We start from the raw sequence: 20,687 nt of genomic DNA, 5'->3' as shown, positions 1-20,687 counted from the left end.
GATGGAAGGCTGGCAACGCGCCTTTGTGCTGCATAGTCGCCCTTACAGCGAAACCAGCCTCCTGCTCGATCTGTTCAGCGAAAGCGAAGGGCGCGTCCGCGTCCTCGCCAAAGGCGCACGCTCGCGCCGTTCGCAACTCAAAGGTGCACTCCAACCCTTCACGCCGCTGCTGGTGCGCTGGGGTGGACGTGGCGAAGTTAAAACGCTGCGCAGTGCCGAAGCGGTGTCGCTGGCCTTGCCGCTCAGTGGCATCACGCTCTACTGCGGGCTGTACGTTAACGAACTGCTGTCTCGCGTGCTTGAGCAGGAAATTCCTTTCTCCGACCTCTTCTTTGACTATCTCCATTGCATCCAGATGCTGGCCGCAGGCAGTGGCACGCCTGAACCGGCGCTGCGTCGCTTTGAACTGGCGCTGCTGGGCCACCTGGGTTACGGCGTGGATTTCCTGCACTGTGCGGGCAGTGGTGAAGAGATCGATGACGGCATGACGTACAGTTATCGTGAAGAGAAGGGGTTTATCGCCAGCCTGGTGGTGAACCAACGCAGTTTTACCGGTCGCCAGTTGCGTGCGCTGTGGGAACGCGAGTTTCCCGATGCTGACAGCCTGCGTGCTGCCAAGCGCTTCACGCGTATGGCGCTCAAGCCTTATCTGGGCGGTAAACCGCTGAAGAGCCAGGAACTGTTTCGCCAGTTTGTGCCCAAAAAGAAGCCCGATGTGGCAAACGACTAGCGCTGGTCGTACCGCCTGATATGCTCAGCACGGTACACTGCAAACACACTGAACCTATTTAAGGATTGTCATGGCTGAGTTGCTGTTAGGGGTCAACATTGACCACATCGCCACCGTACGTAACGCACGTGGCACGAATTATCCCGATCCAGTCCAGGCGGCGTTTGTTTCTGAACAGGCGGGCGCAGATGGCATCACTGTGCACCTGCGTGAAGATCGTCGTCATATCACCGATCGCGATGTGCGTATTCTGCGCGACACCATCCAGACACGTATGAATCTGGAGATGGCGGTGACCGATGAGATGATCGACATTGCCTGTGATATCAAGCCGCACTTCGTGTGTCTGGTGCCGGAAAAGCGCCAGGAAGTGACCACTGAAGGCGGATTAGATGTGGCGGGTCAGCAGGACAAAATCAATGCTGCGGTTCGCCTGCTGAGCGAAGCGGGTATTCTGGTGTCGCTGTTCATCGATGCCGACCACCGCCAGATTGAAGCGGCCGTTGCCAGCGGCGCGCCTTACATTGAGATCCACACTGGCGCCTATGCGGAAGCACCGGAAGGGCTGGAGCGTGAAGCCGAATTATCGCGTATTCGCAAAGCAGCCACATTTGCAGCCAGCCTCGGTTTGAAGGTTAACGCCGGTCACGGTCTGACGTATCACAACGTGCAACCCATCGCTGAACTGCCGGAGATGCATGAGCTAAACATTGGTCACGCCATCATTGGCCGTGCGCTGTTCAGTGGCCTGGCGGATGCGGTGTCAGAGATGAAGCAGCTGATGCGGGAAGCGCGTCGTTAATGGCGATTCTCGGACTCGGCAGCGACATCGTTGAAATCGAACGTATTGCCGGTGTGATTGAGCGATCCGGCGATCGTCTGGCGCGTCGCGTCTTGAGCGAAGCCGAGTGGCAGCAATATCAGGCGCACCAGCAACCGGTGCGCTTTCTTGCCAAACGTTTTGCGGTGAAAGAAGCGGCGGCCAAAGCCTTTGGTACAGGCATTCGCGGTGGTCTGGCCTTTAATCAATTCGAAGTGTACAACGACGCGCTTGGCAAACCGGGCTTACGCTTTTTCGAACAGGCAAAAGTGATTGCCAGCCAGTTGGGCGTGAAACATGTGCATGTCACGCTGGCCGATGAGCGGCACTACGCCTGCGCAACGGTGATCATCGAAGACTAAGGGTGCAACACGACAAATTTCTCCCACAGCGCCTCACGGGTTTCCGGGTGCTGTGGGTCAGAAATGATGGTGTTATCAATCGGGCAGACGCTTTGGCAGGTCGGCACATCATAATGGCCCACGCATTCGGTGCAGCGGTCGACATCAATCTCATAGATCGCCTCACCTAAACTGATGGCCTGGTTCGGGCATTCAGGTTCGCACATATCGCAATTGATGCATTTCGCCGTAATGAGTAAAGCCATGATCGCCGTTAGCCTGAGAAAGAAGGCGCGCACCTTATCATAAAACCGGCTTATAAGGTCGCATGGTTTATTGCGCGGGATCAAACAAAGCGAGGATTGCGTCACTCAAGCAAAATTCATCAAAGGTTAGATAGGAATTAGGAGTACTCCGAGTTATCATTTTGTGCGGTAATTATCCGCATAAATGTTTGTCGTAAGCACCATGATAAAAATTAACTCGTTGAAAGAAATGTTTTTAAAGCAGCAATGCACTCAGTGTGGAGTTGCGCGAGGGTGGCTGGCGCGTAGGATGTCTGATGATGCCTCTTTATGCGATGAGTGCCTGCATAACCTGCAGCATGCGAGCCGCCAGGCCTGTCGTCACGATTCTGCATCGCAAAGTAAAAAGGCCGAATAACGGCCTTTTTTGTATCACACCAGTTTTTTCACCAGCTCTTCGCTGTGTCGAATGTGGCTTGAGGCGCGTTCAGGATCGTGCTGCACCAATGCCATAAACAGCAGATCCGTCAGCGCCAGCTGTGCACTGGTTGAGGAGATTGCGGCACTGCGCGTGCTTTGCTCCTCGGCAACGGTGTACAAGCATATGGAAGCGCACTGTTGCAGCGAGTTGGGGGTAAAGCCGGTAAACGCCAGCACGTCGACCCCCAGCTGTGCGGCTTCCTGTGCCGCAAGGTTAATCTCACGCCGCTCCCCGGTATAGGAAATCGCCAGCAGCACATCCCCCGGTGCCATCGCCTGCACGCTCGCCAGTAAAGCATGCATATCCTGCTCGGCTACCGCGTTGATGCCAATCTTCATCAGCTTCCATGAGAAATCTTTCGCCACCAACCCCGACGCACCGATGCCCACTAACAAAATGCGGTTGGCGTTTTTCAGCAATTGCAGGGTTTGCAGCAATTTCTCTTCGCTGTTGATATCCAGCGTGGCGCGGATAGCGGAAATCTTCTCAGTCAGTAATTTTTCGCCGACCACTTTGAGGGGATCGTCGCTAAGAATATGATTGTGCACGGTGATGGCGTCGCGATCCGCCAGCGATTCACTCAGTGCCAGTTTCAGCGCCGGAAATCCCTTATAGCCCAGTTTCTGGGCAAACTTCACCACGCTCGACTGGCTGACGCCCGATTCCTCAGCCAGTTTTTGTGAACTCAGATGCCGTGCCCGATCCGGCTGCGACAGCAAAAAATCCGCCAGCCGACGCTCATTTAGCGCCAGTCGAGGGTAGAGCTGGCGAATTCGCAGCAATGAACTCATGTTCGATCCTTAATCCATCTAATCCCGCTTGAGCTTAGTCTCTTTTCGCACCGTCAGGTTTTAATGACAGCACGCCGATACAAAGAATAAACTATTCAGCTGGCAATGTGGCGCTAGGAATTAAAAATGACCGCTTTCGCCCCCGCCGTTGAAGCTGGCTACACTGTAGGGCAAGCCGTAGAAAGGAAAGATAAGGAGAGGAGTTTGACAAAGGGTACGCAACGCCGCGTGGTGTTTTTCGATCTGGATGGCACGCTGCATCAGCAGGACATGTTTGGCACCTTTATGCGTTATCTGCTGCGACGCCAGCCGATCAACCTGTTGCTGGTGGTGCCGCTGTTGCCGGTGATTGGCCTGGGAATGCTGTTTAAAGGACGCGCCGCACGCTGGCCAATGAGTTTACTGCTGTGGGCCATTACTTTTGGCCACAGTGAGCTGCGCCTGCGTCAGCGTGAGGCCGCGTTCGCGACATGGTTCCGCGAGCGCGTCACCGCTTTTCCGGTGGTGCAACAACGTCTGACCGATTATCTCAGCAGCGATGATGCGGATGTGTGGCTGATCACTGGTTCACCACAATCACTGGTGGAGCAGGTCTATTTCGATTCGGCCTTTCTGCCGCGCGTACAGCTGATTGCCAGTCAGATGCAACCCGGTTTAGGGGGGCGCGTGCTGGCCATGCGTTGCCTCGGGCATGAGAAGGTCGCTCAACTCGAAGAGAAGATTGGTACACCATTGCAACTCTACAGCGGTTACAGCGACAGTAAACAGGATAACCCGCTGCTGTTCTTCTGCCAGCATCGCTGGCGGGTGACACCTCGCGGTGAGCTGCAACAGCTGGAGTGAATCATGCGGCGATTCCGTCTATAATGCGCCGCCTTTAAATCCGCAGGAGCTGCCCGGTGAACCCACAAACAGATGAATATTGGATGCGCCATGCGCTGGAGCTGGCGCGTCGCGCGTGGGAACAGGGCGAAGTGCCGGTGGGCGCGGTATTAGTGCAGGGTGATAAAGTGATTGGCGAAGGCTGGAATCGACCGATTGGTCAGTGCGACCCGACCGCGCATGCCGAAATCATGGCGCTGCGGCAGGGCGGCAAAATCCTCGAAAACTATCGCCTGCTTGATACCACGTTGTATGTGACGCTGGAACCCTGCGTGATGTGCGCCGGTGCGATGGTGCACAGTCGCATTACGCGGCTTGTATATGGCGCAAAGGATGAGAAAACGGGCGCAGCGGGCTCGCTCATGGACGTGATTGGTCATCCAGGTATGAATCATCAGATTCAGATTGATTGCGGTGTGCTGGCAGAAGAGTGTGCCGGAATGTTGAGTGACTTCTTCCGCATGCGCCGCGAGCAAAAGAAAGCGCTGCGTCAGGCGCAGCGCGAAGGTTAGTTCATCGCAATCTTAGGCTCGACCGCCGGGTAACCGGCGCCCAATTCCGCTTCCAGCGCCGACTGCTGAGCGATACGCTTCTCCTGCTCCTGCAGATATCCCACCAGACTGATCTGATACTTACGGATGTTCTCGACATAGTTGTAAGCTTCATGGCCGCGCGCGTAACCGTAGGAGGTTTGCGCGTAATAACGCTTCTGGCTCAGCATCGGCAGACGCTGTTTGACATCGGCCCAGCTATCAGGATTACCGCCTTGTTTGGCCGTCAGCTTGCGGGCATCCAGCATGTGCGCATAGCCCATGTTATACGCCGCCAATGCAAACCAGATGCGCTCATCATCAGGGATGGTGTCCGGCACCTTCTCCATCATACGTTGCAGGTATTCGCTGCCGCCACGGATGCTCTGCTCAGGATCAAGGCGATCGCTGACGTCGAGGCTGTCAGCGGTGTTACGCGTCAACATCATCATGCCGCGCACGCCGGTCGGTGAGGTCGCCTGCGGATTCCAGTGCGACTCCTGATAAGAGATGGCTGCCAGCAGACGCCAGTCCATGCTCGCCGCGTATTTCTCAAACAGCGGTTTGATATCCGGCAACGTGTTATCAATCGCGCGCAGGAAGGTGCGGGTATCCACGTAATCAAAAGTGCCAACGTGACCGAGATACTTCTCTTCGAGGCGCGCCATTGTGCCTTCTTCGCCCATCTGGCTGTAGAAGTCGAGCATTGCCGCATTCAGACTGTCATCATCATTGCGTGGCAGATACCAGGTGACCGGTTCTTCATCGGTGATGTCGAATGCTACGGCCAGCTGCGGATGGATGCGCTGCAATAAGCCGATGGTGACCGAATCGCCCACGGTGTAATCCAGCTTGCCGTCGGCGACGGCTTCCAGCAGCGCTTTCTGTCCCTGATCGGTAGAAATCGCCCAATCGAGATCGGGATAGCTGTCAGCTTTTGCGGAACGTAAAGTTGACAGATATGCCGAACCGGACTGCACAATCAGGCGGCCTTTCAAATCGCCGAGATTCTTCGGCCGTGGCTTATCAATGCGGTACACCAACTGCTGCGAAACAGAGTAGTAGCTCGGTCCACTTTGATAGTGGGCAAGGCGTTCACCGTTGTAGATCAGCCCAGCTGCGAGCAAATCCGCCTTACCATCATCCAGATCGTCAAACAGATCGCCGAGGTTCGGACGCACCGTAACCTCAAGTTTGACGCCAAGATAATCGGCGAAGCGTTTCGCCAGCTCGTAATCCATACCGGCTGGTGCATTATTGATGGTGTAGTAAGTCAGCGGGGAGTTGACGGTACTGATGCGCAGCACTCCACGTGATTTAATCTGTGATAACGCGTCTTTTCCGCCCCCGTACCAGGGGATGGAAGGCCACAGTGCCAGCGCAAGCAGCACGGTGATCAGACCGATAAACAGATAGTTTATTTTCAGGCGTTTCAAATAGTTGTCTCGTAATGGCTCACAGGCCTCTGTCTTTTAAAGGCAGTATTTGTGTTGTTTTTACTCCCAGAGCGAGGGGCATTTTGCGCAACAAAGTGCAGCAGGGCAACTTATATAGCAAGAATTGTGCATAATTCAGCCAAATGCTGAGTGCCAGATTTTATGCGCAAACGGTTTCGTAACCCGTGCTGTTTCTCTATAATACCGCCCGTTTTCCCCTGTTGCGCCCAATGAAGCGTCGCCCGGCGCTTCGAAGACGAGAGATCTTTGATGATGGAAATTCTGCGTGGTTCGCCCGCTCTGTCGGCATTTCGTGTAAACAAACTGCTGACCCGCTTTCAGGACGCTCACCTGCCAGTGAGTGATATTTACGCCGAGTACGTCCATTTTGCCGATGTCAGTGCACCGCTCAGTGCGGATGAACATGCCCGCCTGCAACGTCTGCTGAAATACGGTCCTTCTCTCGCCGAGCACGCGCCACAAGGGCGTCTGTTACTGGTGACGCCGCGTCCCGGCACCATTTCTCCGTGGTCATCAAAAGCCACCGATATCGCGCACAACTGCGATCTGCCCCAGGTTATCCGCCTCGAACGCGGTATGGCTTTCTATGTGCAGGCGCCGCAGCTGACGGAAGCGCAATGGCAACAGCTGGCTAGCCTGCTGCATGACCGCATGATGGAGACCGTATTCGGTGACCTGAATGATGCGCAGCAGTTGTTCGCACACCATGAACCACAGCCGCTGAAAAGCGTTGATGTGTTGGGTACCGGTCGCATTGCACTGGAACAGGCCAACACCACGCTGGGCCTGGCACTAGCCGATGACGAAATCGACTATTTGCTGAATGCCTTCACCAAACTGGGCCGCAATCCGAACGACATCGAGCTCTATATGTTTGCTCAGGCAAACTCAGAGCACTGCCGTCATAAAATCTTCAACGCCGACTGGATTATCGACGGTGAAAAACAGCCGAAGTCGCTGTTTAAAATGATCAAAAACACCTTTGAACACAATCCTGAGCACGTGCTGTCTGCTTATAAAGACAACGCCGCGGTGATGGAAGGTTCAAAAGTGGGCCGCTTCTACGCCGATGCGCAGAAGGGCGAATACACCTTCCATCAGGAAGATGCACATATCCTGATGAAGGTGGAAACCCATAACCACCCGACCGCGATTTCGCCGTGGCCAGGTGCTGCGACCGGTTCCGGTGGTGAAATCCGTGATGAAGGCGCAACGGGACGTGGCGCGAAGCCGAAAGCGGGCCTGGTCGGTTTCTCCGTTTCCAATCTGCGTATTCCGGGTTTTGAACAGCCGTGGGAAGAAGATTTTGGTAAGCCGGAGCGTATTGTTACCGCGCTGGATATCATGACTGAAGGCCCACTGGGCGGCGCAGCGTTCAACAACGAATTTGGCCGTCCTGCACTGAACGGATACTTCCGTACTTATGAAGAGCGCGTGAACAGCCATAATGGCTCAGAACTGCGTGGCTACCATAAGCCGATCATGCTGGCGGGCGGTATTGGTAACATCCGTGCTGACCACGTGCAGAAGGGTGAGATCGTCGTCGGCGCGAAACTGATCGTGCTCGGCGGGCCCGCTATGAACATTGGCCTCGGCGGCGGAGCAGCCTCTTCAATGGCCTCTGGTCAGTCTGATGCGGATCTGGATTTTGCATCTGTCCAGCGTGACAACCCGGAAATGGAGCGTCGCTGCCAGGAAGTGATCGACCGTTGCTGGCAGCTGGGCGAAGCCAACCCGATTCTGTTCATCCACGACGTCGGTGCTGGCGGTCTGTCGAACGCGATGCCAGAGCTGGTGAGTGATGGTGGCCGTGGCGGTAACTTCAACCTGCGCGACATCCTCAACGATGAGCCAGGCATGAGCCCGCTGGAAGTGTGGTGTAATGAATCCCAGGAACGTTATGTGCTGGCGGTGGCACCGGCTCAGCTGGCGCTGTTTGACGAGCTGTGTAAGCGTGAGCGTGCACCTTATGCGGTGATCGGTGAAGCCACCGAAGAGCTGCATCTGAACCTGGCGGATAGCCACTTCGATAACAACCCTATCGACATGCCGCTGGACGTGCTGTTGGGCAAAACACCGAAGATGACGCGTGATGTTGCCACTCAGCAGGCCAAAGGCGATGCGCTGGTGCGTGACGGCATTACCGTGGCAGATGCCGTTAATCGCGTACTGCATCTGCCAACTGTGGCAGAGAAAACCTTCCTGATTACCATCGGTGACCGTTCGGTAACCGGTATGGTGGCGCGTGACCAGATGGTCGGCCCATGGCAGATCCCGGTAGCGAACTGTGCAGTGACCACCGCCAGCCTGGATAGCTATCACGGTGAAGCCTTCTCACTGGGCGAACGTGCGCCAGTCGCCTTGCTGGACTTCGCCGCCTCAGGCCGTTTAGCGGTCGGTGAAGCGCTGACCAACCTGGCAGCCACCTCCATTGGTTCCCTGCAGCGCGTGAAGCTCTCTGCAAACTGGATGGCCGCAGCAGGTCACCCAGGCGAAGATGCCGGTTTGTATGCCGCAGTGAAAGCGGTTGGCGAAGAGCTGTGTCCGGCGCTGGGCATCACTATCCCGGTCGGCAAAGACTCGATGTCGATGAAAACTCGCTGGCAGCAGGGTACCGAAGAGCGTGAGATGACCTCACCGCTGTCGCTGGTCATTACCGCCTTTGCGCGTGTGGAAGACGTGCGCCGCACCGTAACGCCTCAACTGCAAGCTGACCAGGATAACCTGCTGTTGCTGATTGATTTGGGCAACGGCGCAAACACCCTGGGTGCTACCGCGCTGTCACAGGTTTATCGTCAGTTAGGCGACAAACCAGCCGACGTGCGTGATGCATCGCAGTTGGCAGGTTTCTTCAACGCCATTCAGGCGCTGGTGGCCGAGCAGAAGCTGCTGGCTTACCATGACCGTTCTGATGGCGGCCTGCTGGTAACACTGGCAGAAATGGCTTTCACCGGTCACTGCGGTATCGAAGCCGATATCGCCGCGCTGGGTAACGATGCGCTGGCAGCACTGTTCACCGAAGAGTTGGGTGCAGTGATCCAGATTAATGCCGCTGATCGTGCATCCGTTGAGAAAGTGTTTGCCGACCATGGTCTGAGCAGCAATGTGCATGTGATTGGTCAGGCGCTGACGGGCGATCGCTTTGTCATCCGCTCTGGCGACAGCGCGGTGTACAGCGAAAGCCGCACCACGCTGCGTACCTGGTGGGCAGAGACCACCTGGCAGATGCAGCGTCTGCGTGACAACCCTGCCTGTGCCGATCAGGAGCACGAAGCGAAGAAAGACGACAACGATCCTGGCCTGAACGTTCATCTGACCTTCAAGCCAGAGGAAGATGTTGCTGCGCCGATGATCGCCACAGGCGCGCGTCCTCGTGTTGCCGTACTGCGTGAGCAGGGCGTGAACTCCCACGTTGAGATGGCAGCTGCCTTCCACCGTGCTGGTTTCACCGCAGTCGATGTGCACATGAGCGATCTGCTGGCGGGCCGCCGTGGTCTGGAAGAGTTCCAGGCGCTGGTCGCGTGCGGTGGCTTCTCTTACGGTGACGTATTGGGTGCCGGTGAAGGTTGGGCGAAGTCGATTCTGTTCAACGGCCGTGTGCGTGATGAGTTCGAAAACTTCTTCCACCGTCCACAGACGCTGGCGCTGGGCGTATGTAACGGCTGCCAGATGATGTCGAATCTGCGTGAGCTGATTCCGGGCAGCGAACTGTGGCCACGCTTTGTACGTAACCAGTCAGAGCGGTTTGAAGCACGTTTCAGCCTGGTTGAAGTGGCTGCGAGCCCATCGTTGCTGCTGGACGGCATGGCCGGTTCTCATATGCCAATCGCCGTGTCGCACGGTGAAGGCTTCGTGGAAGTGCGTGACGGTGCGCATCTGGCTCAGCTGGAAAGCAAAGGTCTGGTGGCGCTGCGCTTCGTGGACAACTTCGGTAAAGTGACCGAAAATTACCCAGCCAACCCGAACGGCTCGCCGAACGGTATCACTGCAGTCACCAACGAAAGCGGTCGTGTCACCATTATGATGCCGCACCCAGAGCGTGTGTTCCGCACCGTGAGCAACTCCTGGCACCCAGCAGAGTGGGGCGAAGACAGCCCGTGGATGCGTATCTTCCGCAACGCACGTAAGCAGCTGGGCTAATTTAGCCAGTCGCATCAGAGGCCGCCGCAAGGCGGCCTTTCTTTTGGCCGGCTGGTCCAGACTCACTCACTCACTCACTCACTCACTCACTCACTCACTCACTCACTCACTCACTCACTCACTCACTCACTCACTCACTCACTCACTCACTCAATCCATTACGCCATGACCTACTTTGGCTGGCTCGCACAATTGTCGGAAATTAGCGACAAACACGATATTGATGTGTCGCTAAATGGTGACATTTAAATTGTTGATTTATATTGGATCAATTTTTCATCCTCTAACTCGTTGCTGATCAGCGACACTTTCGCCAGACCAGCCGGTCCGCTTTTTCATAAAAAAACTGCGTCACACCTCGCATTACTCTGATAATCAATGCTATTTCATTTCTGGCACGATAGTTGCTATACTCACTGCGTTGCTCATTCTCCTGTCTATGATTGCCCCGCACTGCGGTTGAGCTCATAAAATTCGAATGACGCACCAAACGGAGCCTGCCGTCCACCCAACCGATAATCGCTTGCTTTGCAACGTTATCAAGCATCGGACGCAACGTTGAGTTAGGCTCCACCTATTTTGCAAGCGATGCTGCGGCGTCGCTCTCACGGCAGCCCAAAAGGGCTGCCGTTTTTCCTTTCGGTACTTTCTTCCCTATTGATACTTCGTTAGCATGCCAGCAGCTCACATTTAAGGATGCGCGGTAGTGAAGAGATGGCGTCTGTTTCCCCGATCCCTGCGGCAGTTAGTCTTGATGGCTTTTTTGCTGGTCCTGTTGCCATTGCTGGTGCTGGCGTGGCAAGCCTGGGAAAGTTTGTCTGCGCTCAGTAATCAGGCCGCAGATACCAATCGCAATACCTTTACCGACGTACGCCGCAGCGAAGCGATGGCGCGCACGGCGCTCGAGCTGGAACGCAGTTATCGTCAATATTGCGTCTTGGGTGATGCCACCTTGCAAAAGCTTTATCAGACGCAGTGGACGCGGTACGGTCAGATGCTCACCAGCCATGCGGATAGCCTGCCGGATCTTCCTTCCTTCAAAGCGTTGCAGGAAACCTTGCCGCAGCTCGCCAGCGTGCAGTGCGACAACGGTAACCCAGTGGCAAAAGCCGCAACGGCCCTCGAACATTTTTCTGATGCCAATGCGCAAATGGTGCAGGCGACGCGTGAAGTGGTATTTTCGCGTGGCTTGCAGCTTCAGCGCGAAATCGCCGATCGCGGCCAGTTTTTCGGCTGGCAGGCGCTGATTCTGTTTCTGATCAGTCTGGCACTGGTGCTGCTGTTTACCGGCATGATCATCGGCCCGGTTAAACGCGTAGAACGGATGATTAACCGACTGGGGCAAGGCAAAGCGCTTGGCGATAGCGTGAGTTTTCGCGGTCCGCGTGAAATCCGCTCTCTTGGCCAGCGCATCGTGTGGCTGAGCGAGCGCCTAAGTTGGCTGGAAGAGCAGCGACATGAGTTTCTGCGTCATCTCTCACACGAACTGAAAACCCCGCTTGCCAGCTTACGAGAGGGCACGGAATTATTGGCCGATCAGGTGGCTGGGCCGCTCAATGCGGAACAGCAAGAAGTGGTCGCGATTCTTGATACCAGCAGCCGCCATTTGCAGCGTCTCATCGAACAACTTTTGGATTACAACCGCAAACTGGCGGATGGCCCCATGGCACTGGAGCCGGTAGCAATCAATGACATCGTTGATGCGGTCGTTAAAATCCATTCATTGCCCGCCGGTGCACGTCAGATCACCACCCATGTTGATCTTCAGGTGGCGCACTGTCTGGCAGAGGCAACCTTGCTGCAAAGGGTCATCGATAACCTCTATTCGAACGCCGTGAACTACGGCAGCGAATCCGGTAACATCTGGCTGCAGAGCCAACAGAAAGGCAACCAGGTGTGGATTGAGGTGGCGAACACCGGCACACCGATTCCGGCCGAAGAGCAGGCGATGATTTTTGAGCCCTTTTTTCAGGGCAGCCAGCAGCGCAAAGGGCCAGTTAAAGGCAGCGGGCTGGGGTTAAGCATCGCGAAAGATTGCCTGCGCAGGATGCAGGGCGATTTGCAATTGGTAACGCGCAAGGATGCGGATGTCTGTTTTCGAATCATTTTGACGACCAGCGCCGGGAATGCCTGATTAATGAAACACACCCTGATTAAACTTTTTAGCTGCGCGTTGGTGGCATTTGGCTTGAGTGCCTGCCAGACACCGTCCACGGGCAGCGCGTTACACGATGGCACCAATCTTCCTGAGCCAGAAGTGCGGCTGCCTGATTATCTGGCGACCGATTGTCAAAACGTGTGGAAGATTGAAACGCCAACAGCCATGAGCAACCCTCTTTACTGGCAGCGTGCTATCGACTGTGGTGAGCGTTTATCCCCAGCGGAAGCGCGGGCTGAGGCACGACGCTGGCCAGTACAAGGCTGGTCGCGTGCTTTTAAACAAGGCATTCTGCTGGCAAATGGCAATGTGACGCCCTTTGAGCGCCGTCAGTTCGTCGATACGCTAGACGGTTACAGCGCTTCCTATCCAACCTCCGTGCGTCCGTTATTAATGTTGTGGCGTAGCAATCAGGCGGCGCAGCTGGCGTTAAGCGGTGAACGCAGCCGCTATGCTGCACTCCAGCAAAGCCACGATACTGAGCTGGATAGCCTGCGCCAGCAGCAAACCAAACTGCGTCAATCACTGGAGGAGACTCAGCGTAAGCTTGAGCGCTTAACTGACATCGAACGCCAGTTGTCGTCCCGTAAACCGGCGGACAGCAGCGATACATCGCACGGCGCCAGTGATGCACAAAGTGAGGAGCAGTGACCATGAAACAGTCTGCACGTTTACTGCTGGTGGATGACGATCCCGGCCTGCTTAAACTGCTTGGCATGCGCTTAAGCAGTGAAGGCTATCAGGTGACCACCGCCGCAAGTGGCCCGGATGCGCTGCGCCAGTTGCAGAAAGAGAAAGTTGATCTGGTGATCAGCGATCTGCGTATGGATGAAATGGACGGACTGGCGTTATTTGGCGAAATCCAGAAACGCCATGCGGGTTTGCCGGTGATCATTCTTACGGCGCACGGCTCGATCCCCGAAGCGGTTTCTGCCACGCAGCAGGGCGTATTCAGTTTCCTGACGAAACCGGTGGATCGTGACGCGCTGTATAAAGCCATTGATGAAGCGTTAGCACAGCGCGCGCCCGTCAGTGATGATACCTGGCGTGAAGCGGTAGTGACGCGCAATCCACTGATGCTGCGTTTGCTGGATCAAGCGCACATGGTGGCGCAATCCGACGTCAGCGTGTTAATCAATGGCCAGAGCGGTACCGGAAAAGAAGTGCTGGCTCAGGCGATTCACGCCGCCAGCCCGCGTGCAAACAAGCCGTTTATTGCCATTAACTGTGGTGCGCTACCGGAGCAACTGCTGGAGTCTGAGCTGTTTGGTCACGCCAAAGGGGCTTTCACCGGTGCCGTGAGTGCGCGTGAAGGGCTGTTTCAGGCGGCGGAGGGTGGCACGCTGTTTCTTGATGAAATTGGTGATATGCCACAGGCGTTGCAGGTCAAACTCCTGCGCGTCTTGCAGGAGCGAAAAGTGCGTCCGCTGGGCAGTAATCGGGATGTCGATATCAACGTGCGCATCATCTCGGCCACGCATCGCGATCTGCCCAAAGCTATGGAGAAAAAGAGTTTCCGCGAGGATCTCTACTATCGCCTCAATGTGGTGAATCTGAAGATTCCCGCACTACATGAACGTGCAGAGGATATTCCGCTGTTGGCGAACCATCTCTTGCGCCAATCGGCCGAACGCCATAAACCCTTCGTGCGCAGCTTCTCTGTGGATGCGATGAAACGTTTAGTGGGGGCCAGTTGGCCTGGCAACGTGCGGCAGCTGGTCAACGTGATTGAGCAGTGTGTCGCGCTGAGCACGTCACCCGTGATCGGGGATGCGCTGGTTGAGCAGGCGTTAGCGGGTGAAAACACCGCGCTACCGACCTTTGTTGAGGCACGTAATCAATTTGAGCTCAACTATCTGCGCAAATTGCTGCAAATGACCAAAGGAAATGTCACCAACGCTGCGCGTCTGGCTGGACGTAACCGTACAGAATTCTATAAGCTGCTGTCACGCCATGAGCTGGACGCCAGTGAATTTAAAGAGTAGCTTGCTGCGGCATATTGATTCATCCATTGACTACCCCAAATAATTTGAGTTGCAGTCAGACGGCAAACGAAAGCATCCCGATGAGCTTACTTCTTCAAGCGATTTGGGGAAAAGAGAGCCGCCAACCCCTCTGCAACTTGAAGCAGGACGGGTATATACTACTTGTTATCCGTCCATCATGGAGGGAGTGAAAAAAGGATCTGTCATGAAAAAGATCGATGCAATTATTAAACCATTCAAACTCGATGATGTGCGCGAAGCGTTGGCTGAAGTGGGCATCACCGGGATGACGGTCAGTGAAGTGAAGGGCTTTGGTCGCCAGAAAGGCCACACTGAGCTGTATCGTGGCGCGGAGTACATGGTCGATTTTCTGCCAAAAGTGAAAATCGAAATGGTGGTCGGTGATGACATCGTCGACACCTGCGTTGAAGCCATTATGAATACCGCGCAGACCGGCAAAATCGGCGACGGCAAAATCTTTGTGTTCGACGTGGCGCGCGTGGTGCGAATCCGTACCGGTGAAGAGGACGAAGAGGCGATCTAAGCCCCTTCGTTAGCCTGTTAAAAAGCCTGCATGATGCAGGCTTTTTTGTTTACAGCACTTTGTGCGGGCCAAAAACTTCATAATGGATACGATCGGCACTGATACCGGCATCGACCAGCTGCCGCGCGACAAACTGCATAAATGGCAGAGGGCCGCAGAGCCAGAACTGGCGGTCGGCCTGATTCAATTGGCTGGAGATGCCTGCGAGGTCCATGAATCCCTGCGCATCAAAACGGCCACTGTCCACGCTTTCCGGTTCGCGATACCAGATATGGCTGGTGAAATGTGGCAGGCGAGCACCTGTGGCTTGCACTTCATCCGCGAAAGCATGCTGTGCACCACATTCGGCCGCATGTAGCCAGTTAACCGCGCCCGCATACTGCTCCTCAGCCAGGCTGGCTAACATTGCCAGCATCGGAGTTTGACCCACACCGGCAGAAATCAGCGTGATCGGCGCGGTTCCCTTTGTTTGCAAATAGAAATCACCCGCCGGTGCAGCACATTGCACAATATCACCGACCTTCGCATGGGTGTGCAGCCAACCGGAAACGCTGCCGTGTTCCTCGCGCTTCACTGCGATACGATAGGATTTACCGTTAGGTAGATGGGTGAGTGAATACTGGCGATGCTGGATATTTTCGCTTCCTTCAGGTCGCAGACTAACAGCCAGATATTGTCCGGGCAGGAAATCGGCGACGGGCTGACCATCGTTAGGTACCAGCTCAAAACTTTTAATTACTGAGCTTTCAGTGTTGATGGTGCGAATACGGAAGTCACGCGCGCCACGCCAGCCGCCGACTTTCTCTTCTGAGGCGCAATAAATCGCCTCTTCACGCTGGATAAACACATCCGCCAGCACCCCGTAAGCTTTGCCCCACGCCTGTAAGACGTCATCGCCGGGATTGAGTAACTCTTCGATGGTGGCCAGCAACGTTTCACCGACTACCGCATATTGCGCGGGCTGAATGTTCAGGCTGGTGTGCTTCTGCGCAATTTTCTCTACCGCCGGCAGCAGCACCGCCAGGTTCTCCAGGTTGCTGCCGTACGCGACAATGGCATTAAACAGCGCCTCACGCTGATTGCCACTGCGCTGATTATTCATGTTGAAGACGTTTTTCAGTTCCGGATGTGCCGTTAACAAACGTTGGTAGAAGTGGCCAGTGAGTTGCGGGCCAAGCTGAGCAATAGCGGGCAGGGAAGACTTTACGGTAGCGATAGTTTGCGCATCAAGCATGGTGAATGCCTCACAGTGAATTTAAACATGTATTTTAAATGCATCTTATGATCGTTCATCTAGCCTGTAAATCCCCTGTTTTGATTGCGGGTTAGGTGCTGAAGCTGGAAGCTGGCCCACAAACCTGAAAAATATTCCTCTCCAGCGTGAGCAAATATCGTGATTTACAGGATTGCAAAAAGGCGTAAAAAACCCGTTCCAGCGCCGTGCCAATCGTTTGCGTAAAAAGAGGGGATTGGCGCTACCGTCACCTGTCAAAACCGTTTACACTGTTGGCCTTCGCCCCTTGCCGGGGCCTAAACTGCCGTTAAAAAAGTTAGCTAGTCAGGAGATGCCGGATGTTAAAGCGTGATATGAACATTGCCGATTATGATGCCGAGTTGTGGCAGGCTATGGAGCAAGAGAAGGTGCGTCAGGAAGAGCACATCGAACTGATTGCTTCTGAAAACTACACCAGCCCACGCGTTATGCAGGCGCAAGGTTCACAGCTCACCAACAAATATGCTGAAGGATATCCGGGCAAACGCTACTACGGCGGATGTGAATACGTTGATATCGTTGAGCAGCTGGCAATCGATCGCGCGAAAGCGCTGTTTGGCGCAGACTTTGCCAACGTACAGCCGCACTCTGGCTCACAGGCCAACTTCGCGGTTTACACTGCGCTGTTGCAGCCGGGCGACACCATCCTCGGTATGAACCTGGCGCACGGTGGTCACCTGACGCACGGTTCACCAGTGAACCTGTCAGGCAAGCTGTATAACGTCATCCCTTACGGCATCGACGAAACCGGCAAAATTAACTACGACGAACTGGCTGAGCTGGCTAAAACGCATAAGCCAAAAATGATCGTCGGTGGTTTCTCTGCATACTCTGGCGTGTGCGACTGGGCAAAAATGCGCGAAATCGCTGATAGCGTGGGCGCTTACCTGTTCGTTGACATGGCACACGTTGCCGGTCTGATCGCCGCTGATGTCTACCCGAACCCGGTTCCGCATGCTCACATCGTGACCTCAACCACCCACAAAACCCTCGCGGGTCCACGTGGTGGCCTGATTCTGGCGAAAAACGGCGACGAAGATCTGTACAAAAAACTGAACTCCGCGGTGTTCCCGGGTGGTCAGGGTGGTCCATTGATGCACGTAATCGCGGGTAAAGCGGTGGCGTTCAAAGAAGCAATGGAGCCAGAGTTCAAATCTTACCAGCAGCAAGTGGCTAAAAACGCCAAAGCAATGGTTGAGGTTCTGTTGGAGCGTGGCTACAACATCGTTTCAGGCGGTACTTATAACCACCTGTTCCTGATCGATCTGGTGAGCAAAAACCTGACCGGTAAAGAAGCGGATGCCGCGCTGGGCCGTGCTAACATCACTGTGAACAAAAATAGTGTACCTAACGATCCGAAGAGCCCATTCGTGACCTCCGGTGTGCGTATCGGTACGCCAGCAGTGACACGTCGTGGCTTCAAAGAAGCAGACGTGCGTGAGCTGGCTGGCTGGATCGCTGACGTGCTGGACAACATCAACGACGAAGCGACCATCGAGCGCACCAAGCAGAAGGTACTCGATATCTGTGCGCGTCTGCCTGTGTATGCCTGATTTGGCACCATGCTGATGTGATTAAAGAGGATGGCGCTTGCCATCCTTTTTTATGCACGCGCCCCATGCTGTATAGAGTCAACACACACCGCACACACCACACACACCACACACACCGCACATGAAACGTTCACGCAGACCTTGTTATTACGGCGTCTGAGGTACGATTTCCGATACGAAGCCTGTCGCAGAAAAAGCGATTCCCCGACCTTTCATTTCACTTTTGTTCAAGCCTCTGACAAAGTAGCGGCCCAATGGGCTGCGGGCGCAGCTGACATGCCTGTGGGAGGCAAAATGACCATCGGATCGGCCAGATGGCTGGGACTCAGCTACTTCACCTACTTCTTCTGTTACGGCATCTACTTACCTTTCTGGAGCGTCTGGCTCAAAGGCATAGGCCTGGATGCTGAAAAAATCGGCTTACTGCTCGGTTGCGGCATGGTGGCGCGATTTGTCGGTAGCCTGCTGATCGCCTCGCAGGTTAAAAACCCTTCTCAGCTGATTCTGGCGTTGCGGCTGCTGGCATTGATGACGTGCCTGTTTGCGTTAGGTTTCTGGTTTGGCGGCCAATGGTTATGGCTGTTATTGGTCATGGTGGGCTTCAACCTGTTTTTCTCGCCGTTGGTGCCGCTCAGCGATGCGCTGGCAGCGACCTGGACGCAGCAAATTGGTCTGGCTTATGGCCCGGTGCGGCTATGGGGTTCGCTGGCGTTTGTGATTAGCTCTGCGCTGACGGGGATGCTGGTGAGTGCCTGGTCATCACAGGCGATTCTGGCACTGCTGAGTGTGGGCTTGCTGGCCATGCTTAGCGGCATGATGTTAGTACCCAAAACCCGGCCACAAGGTGATGTGCGGCAGGGGGCAAGCGGCGGTTGGACGGCGTGGCGCGATATGCTACGGGAGAACGCGGTCTGGCGCTTTATGTTATGCGTGACGCTAATGCAGGGGGCACATGCAGCCTATTACAGCTTCAGTGCTATCTGGTGGCAGGAAGCAGGTTATTCCGCATCGGTGATTGGCTATCTATGGTCGTTGGGCGTGGTGGCGGAAATCGTCATCTTCGCGCTGAGCAATCGTCTGTTCCGTCGCTGGAGTGCCCGCGACTTGCTGCTGCTTTCTTGCTGCTGTGCGTTAGTGCGCTGGGTGATGCTGGGATCCAGCACCGCGCTGCCGCTGCTCATTGCTGCTCAGATTTTGCATTGTGGCAGCTTCACCGTATGCCATTTGGCAGCGATGCGCTTTATTGCCGCGCGCAAAGGGGCCGAGGTGATTCGATTGCAGTCGCTTTACTCTGCACTGGCGATGGGCGGCGGGATTGCCGTGATGACGATGATCAGCGGTGTGCTGTTTACCCATTTACAGGGACATCTGTTCTGGGTGATGGCACTGGTGGCGCTTCCTGCATTGTTCCTTCGTCCGCGCGCCGCTTAAGCTTCCAGCAGTTGACGAATGCGTTGCTGCTGATGATAGCTTAGCGGCAGCTCGGCGTGGATCAGTGGGGGGGAAAACAACGGTAACGATGTGGCGTAAGGTGTGATCACCAGCGCCACGTCACGCGGTGCACCTTCTCGCTGAAAGTGCAGCATATCCTGATAAGTGATGTTGATTGGCAGCAGCGTTATCTCGCGGATTTGCTGCTCCAGTAATTGTTCCATTGCCGCATCCGCGCCGGTCAACAGCAGTACCTGCTTCTCCTGCAGTGCGCTATCCTGCATCAGCCAGGCACCGAACAACACTGCCACCAGACTCACTTCCTCCGCGCTGAATTCCGTGCCGAAATCACTGCTAAAGTGATAGAGCGCGCGTTCGGTGGTGCGCAGTAAACGTGGATAAAGACGTGCCACGTCCAATGCCACACTGTTATCAATCCCAATGGCAAAGTGACTGCGATCCAGCGCTTGCGCCAGATGCGTGAATAATTGCAATTTCAGCTCGTGCTGATTTTTGACGCGTGTCTGCGCCAGCTGTTCAAAACGGGCGATTAACGCTTCTACGGCCAGCATGAGCTGCTGTGCCTGGTGGTCTTCAAGCTGATTCCCATCCGGCGCATGAATCAAACTGAACAGCAGCGTCCAGAAGTCGGTTTCGCTAACGTCCGGCGCTAAATGGCAGCGTTTCTGCCAGTGGTGAATCACATCATCTGCGGCAGCACGCTCGGTTTTTGCTGCCAGCCATGCCCGCTGTTTTTCATTAAACAGTGCATTTTGCCGTTGGCAAAGCGCGTACTTCATAAAGATTTGCAGGAACAGGCGATCGCGCGGCGTGAAATCGCGGCTTAGTCGCAGACTGCAATGTTGAATTAACGCCTGCAGATTGGTTTCATCCCACAGCGCCTTTTCGATATTGAGGACTTTCAGGCGCTGACGCAGCACGGGAGCAAAATGTTCGCAGACGAAATCCTGCGACAGGCGCAGCGCGCGTCGCAGCCAATGGAGCAGGCAGAGCCGCCTGTCCAGTTCCGTCCCGTGTATGCGGAAGCTGCCATCCACCATCTGGTGTAACTCCAGTTGATGGAAGCGCTGTATCTCATCACCGACATCCGCGATATCCTGTCGGGCAACGGCAGGATCAACACCATTTAACTGGCAGAGCTTTTCAAGCGTTAGCGCGGGAGCAGGCAGAAACAGTAGCAATAGCAGATGACAACGACGCTGGGCACGGCTGAAGAGTGGTGCAGATGAAGGTGCAGAACTCATCAATAGTATTATCCGCGGGTCATTTTTGAGCTAAGAATAGCTAACTCCACGCGGTAACCCT

The 20,687-nt window shown here is 55.1% G+C and carries 17 protein-coding genes; 12 read left to right on the top strand and 5 right to left on the bottom strand.

What is annotated here, in order from left to right:
- The first annotated feature begins 1 nt into the window (after position 1).
- The 3 genes from recO to acpS all read left to right on the top strand — a co-directional run bounded on the left by recO (position 2) and on the right by acpS (position 1,912).
- Positions 2-730, top strand: a complete 729-nt coding sequence (recO, locus tag WFP70_RS18490; RefSeq protein ID WP_034825622.1) for a DNA repair protein RecO — start codon at positions 2-4, stop codon at positions 728-730.
- Positions 731-800: 70 nt separating this feature from the next.
- Complete coding sequence (pdxJ, locus tag WFP70_RS18485) at positions 801-1,532, top strand: pyridoxine 5'-phosphate synthase (protein ID WP_034825624.1); 732 nt, start codon at positions 801-803, stop codon at positions 1,530-1,532.
- Positions 1,532-1,912, top strand: a complete 381-nt coding sequence (gene acpS, locus WFP70_RS18480) for a holo-ACP synthase (RefSeq protein WP_034825626.1) — start codon at positions 1,532-1,534, stop codon at positions 1,910-1,912. Before pdxJ ends, acpS begins: the two co-directional genes overlap by 1 nt.
- Here the strand turns inward: acpS and WFP70_RS18475 are convergent.
- On the bottom strand, positions 1,909-2,157 hold the full coding sequence (locus tag WFP70_RS18475) for a YfhL family 4Fe-4S dicluster ferredoxin (RefSeq protein WP_058959160.1): 249 nt from the start codon (positions 2,155-2,157) through the stop codon (positions 1,909-1,911). The genes acpS and WFP70_RS18475 overlap by 4 nt on opposite strands.
- Before the next feature lie 411 nt (positions 2,158-2,568).
- On the bottom strand, positions 2,569-3,408 hold the full coding sequence (locus WFP70_RS18470; RefSeq protein ID WP_160869447.1) for a MurR/RpiR family transcriptional regulator: 840 nt from the start codon (positions 3,406-3,408) through the stop codon (positions 2,569-2,571).
- A gap of 204 nt (positions 3,409-3,612) precedes the next feature.
- Here WFP70_RS18470 and yfhb point away from each other — a divergent pair, with 204 nt between their 5' ends.
- Positions 3,613-4,251, top strand: coding sequence for a phosphatidylglycerophosphatase C (yfhb, locus tag WFP70_RS18465; RefSeq protein ID WP_058959159.1), 639 nt, complete (start codon positions 3,613-3,615; stop codon positions 4,249-4,251).
- A gap of 56 nt (positions 4,252-4,307) precedes the next feature.
- Positions 4,308-4,802: a tRNA adenosine(34) deaminase TadA gene (gene tadA, locus WFP70_RS18460; RefSeq protein WP_097118618.1), complete on the top strand. Its 495-nt coding sequence runs from the start codon at positions 4,308-4,310 to the stop codon at positions 4,800-4,802.
- Here tadA and mltF read toward each other — a convergent pair.
- Entirely contained in the window at positions 4,799-6,256 is a 1,458-nt protein-coding gene (mltF, locus tag WFP70_RS18455; protein ID WP_337024020.1) for a membrane-bound lytic murein transglycosylase MltF, read from the bottom strand. The two genes, tadA and mltF, sit on opposite strands and share 4 nt — an antisense overlap.
- A 270-nt stretch (positions 6,257-6,526) precedes the next feature.
- On the opposite strand from mltF, the gene purL reads away from it, so the two are divergent.
- The 5 genes from purL to glnB all read left to right on the top strand — a co-directional run bounded on the left by purL (position 6,527) and on the right by glnB (position 15,104).
- Positions 6,527-10,417, top strand: coding sequence for a phosphoribosylformylglycinamidine synthase (gene purL, locus WFP70_RS18450; protein ID WP_337024021.1), 3,891 nt, complete (start codon positions 6,527-6,529; stop codon positions 10,415-10,417).
- Between the two features lie 706 nt (positions 10,418-11,123).
- Entirely contained in the window at positions 11,124-12,551 is a 1,428-nt protein-coding gene (locus tag WFP70_RS18445) for a sensor histidine kinase (protein ID WP_337024022.1), read from the top strand.
- Between the two features lie 3 nt (positions 12,552-12,554).
- On the top strand, positions 12,555-13,226 hold the full coding sequence (qseG, locus tag WFP70_RS18440) for a two-component system QseEF-associated lipoprotein QseG (protein WP_337024023.1): 672 nt from the start codon (positions 12,555-12,557) through the stop codon (positions 13,224-13,226).
- A 2-nt stretch (positions 13,227-13,228) separates the two neighbouring features.
- On the top strand, positions 13,229-14,560 hold the full coding sequence (gene glrR, locus WFP70_RS18435; protein ID WP_058959153.1) for a two-component system response regulator GlrR: 1,332 nt from the start codon (positions 13,229-13,231) through the stop codon (positions 14,558-14,560).
- Positions 14,561-14,765: 205 nt separating this feature from the next.
- Complete coding sequence (gene glnB / locus WFP70_RS18430) at positions 14,766-15,104, top strand: nitrogen regulatory protein P-II (protein ID WP_034825643.1); 339 nt, start codon at positions 14,766-14,768, stop codon at positions 15,102-15,104.
- Positions 15,105-15,153: 49 nt separating this feature from the next.
- Here the strand turns inward: glnB and hmpA are convergent, their stop codons facing one another.
- A complete protein-coding gene (hmpA, locus tag WFP70_RS18425; RefSeq protein WP_337024024.1) occupies positions 15,154-16,338 on the bottom strand; it encodes an NO-inducible flavohemoprotein in 1,185 nt (394 codons plus the stop codon).
- A 338-nt stretch (positions 16,339-16,676) separates the two neighbouring features.
- On the opposite strand from hmpA, the gene glyA reads away from it, so the two are divergent.
- Complete coding sequence (glyA, locus tag WFP70_RS18420; RefSeq protein WP_045814929.1) at positions 16,677-17,930, top strand: serine hydroxymethyltransferase; 1,254 nt, start codon at positions 16,677-16,679, stop codon at positions 17,928-17,930.
- 294 nt (positions 17,931-18,224) lie between these two features.
- Complete coding sequence (locus tag WFP70_RS18415) at positions 18,225-19,361, top strand: 3-phenylpropionate MFS transporter (protein ID WP_058959200.1); 1,137 nt, start codon at positions 18,225-18,227, stop codon at positions 19,359-19,361.
- On the opposite strand, the gene csiE is transcribed toward WFP70_RS18415, so the two are convergent.
- Entirely contained in the window at positions 19,358-20,626 is a 1,269-nt protein-coding gene (csiE, locus tag WFP70_RS18410) for a stationary phase inducible protein CsiE (RefSeq protein WP_045814928.1), read from the bottom strand. The two genes, WFP70_RS18415 and csiE, sit on opposite strands and share 4 nt — an antisense overlap.
- Positions 20,627-20,687 lie beyond the last annotated feature (61 nt).

This window comes from Pantoea sp. USMM079 (genome assembly GCF_037153115.1).
GTDB lineage: Bacteria > Pseudomonadota > Gammaproteobacteria > Enterobacterales > Enterobacteriaceae > Pantoea > Pantoea communis.
The sequence above is the reverse complement of the archived record's forward strand: the minus strand, read 5'-3'. Positions and strand labels throughout refer to the sequence as shown.

Bases quoted from the DNA above. Each gene is read 5' to 3' on its own strand.
- recO (WP_034825622.1), top strand. From the start codon at position 2: ATGGAAGGCTGGCAACGCGCCTTTGTGCTGCATAGTCGCCCTTACAGC.
- pdxJ (WP_034825624.1), top strand. From the start codon at position 801: ATGGCTGAGTTGCTGTTAGGGGTCAACATTGACCACATCGCCACCGTA.
- acpS (WP_034825626.1), top strand. From the start codon at position 1,532: ATGGCGATTCTCGGACTCGGCAGCGACATCGTTGAAATCGAACGTATT.
- WFP70_RS18475 (WP_058959160.1), bottom strand. From the start codon at position 2,157: ATGGCTTTACTCATTACGGCGAAATGCATCAATTGCGATATGTGCGAA.
- WFP70_RS18470 (WP_160869447.1), bottom strand. From the start codon at position 3,408: ATGAGTTCATTGCTGCGAATTCGCCAGCTCTACCCTCGACTGGCGCTA.
- purL (WP_337024021.1), top strand. From the start codon at position 6,527: ATGATGGAAATTCTGCGTGGTTCGCCCGCTCTGTCGGCATTTCGTGTA.
- qseG (WP_337024023.1), top strand. From the start codon at position 12,555: ATGAAACACACCCTGATTAAACTTTTTAGCTGCGCGTTGGTGGCATTT.
- glrR (WP_058959153.1), top strand. From the start codon at position 13,229: ATGAAACAGTCTGCACGTTTACTGCTGGTGGATGACGATCCCGGCCTG.
- glnB (WP_034825643.1), top strand. From the start codon at position 14,766: ATGAAAAAGATCGATGCAATTATTAAACCATTCAAACTCGATGATGTG.
- hmpA (WP_337024024.1), bottom strand. From the start codon at position 16,338: ATGCTTGATGCGCAAACTATCGCTACCGTAAAGTCTTCCCTGCCCGCT.
- glyA (WP_045814929.1), top strand. From the start codon at position 16,677: ATGTTAAAGCGTGATATGAACATTGCCGATTATGATGCCGAGTTGTGG.
- WFP70_RS18415 (WP_058959200.1), top strand. From the start codon at position 18,225: ATGACCATCGGATCGGCCAGATGGCTGGGACTCAGCTACTTCACCTAC.
- csiE (WP_045814928.1), bottom strand. From the start codon at position 20,626: ATGAGTTCTGCACCTTCATCTGCACCACTCTTCAGCCGTGCCCAGCGT.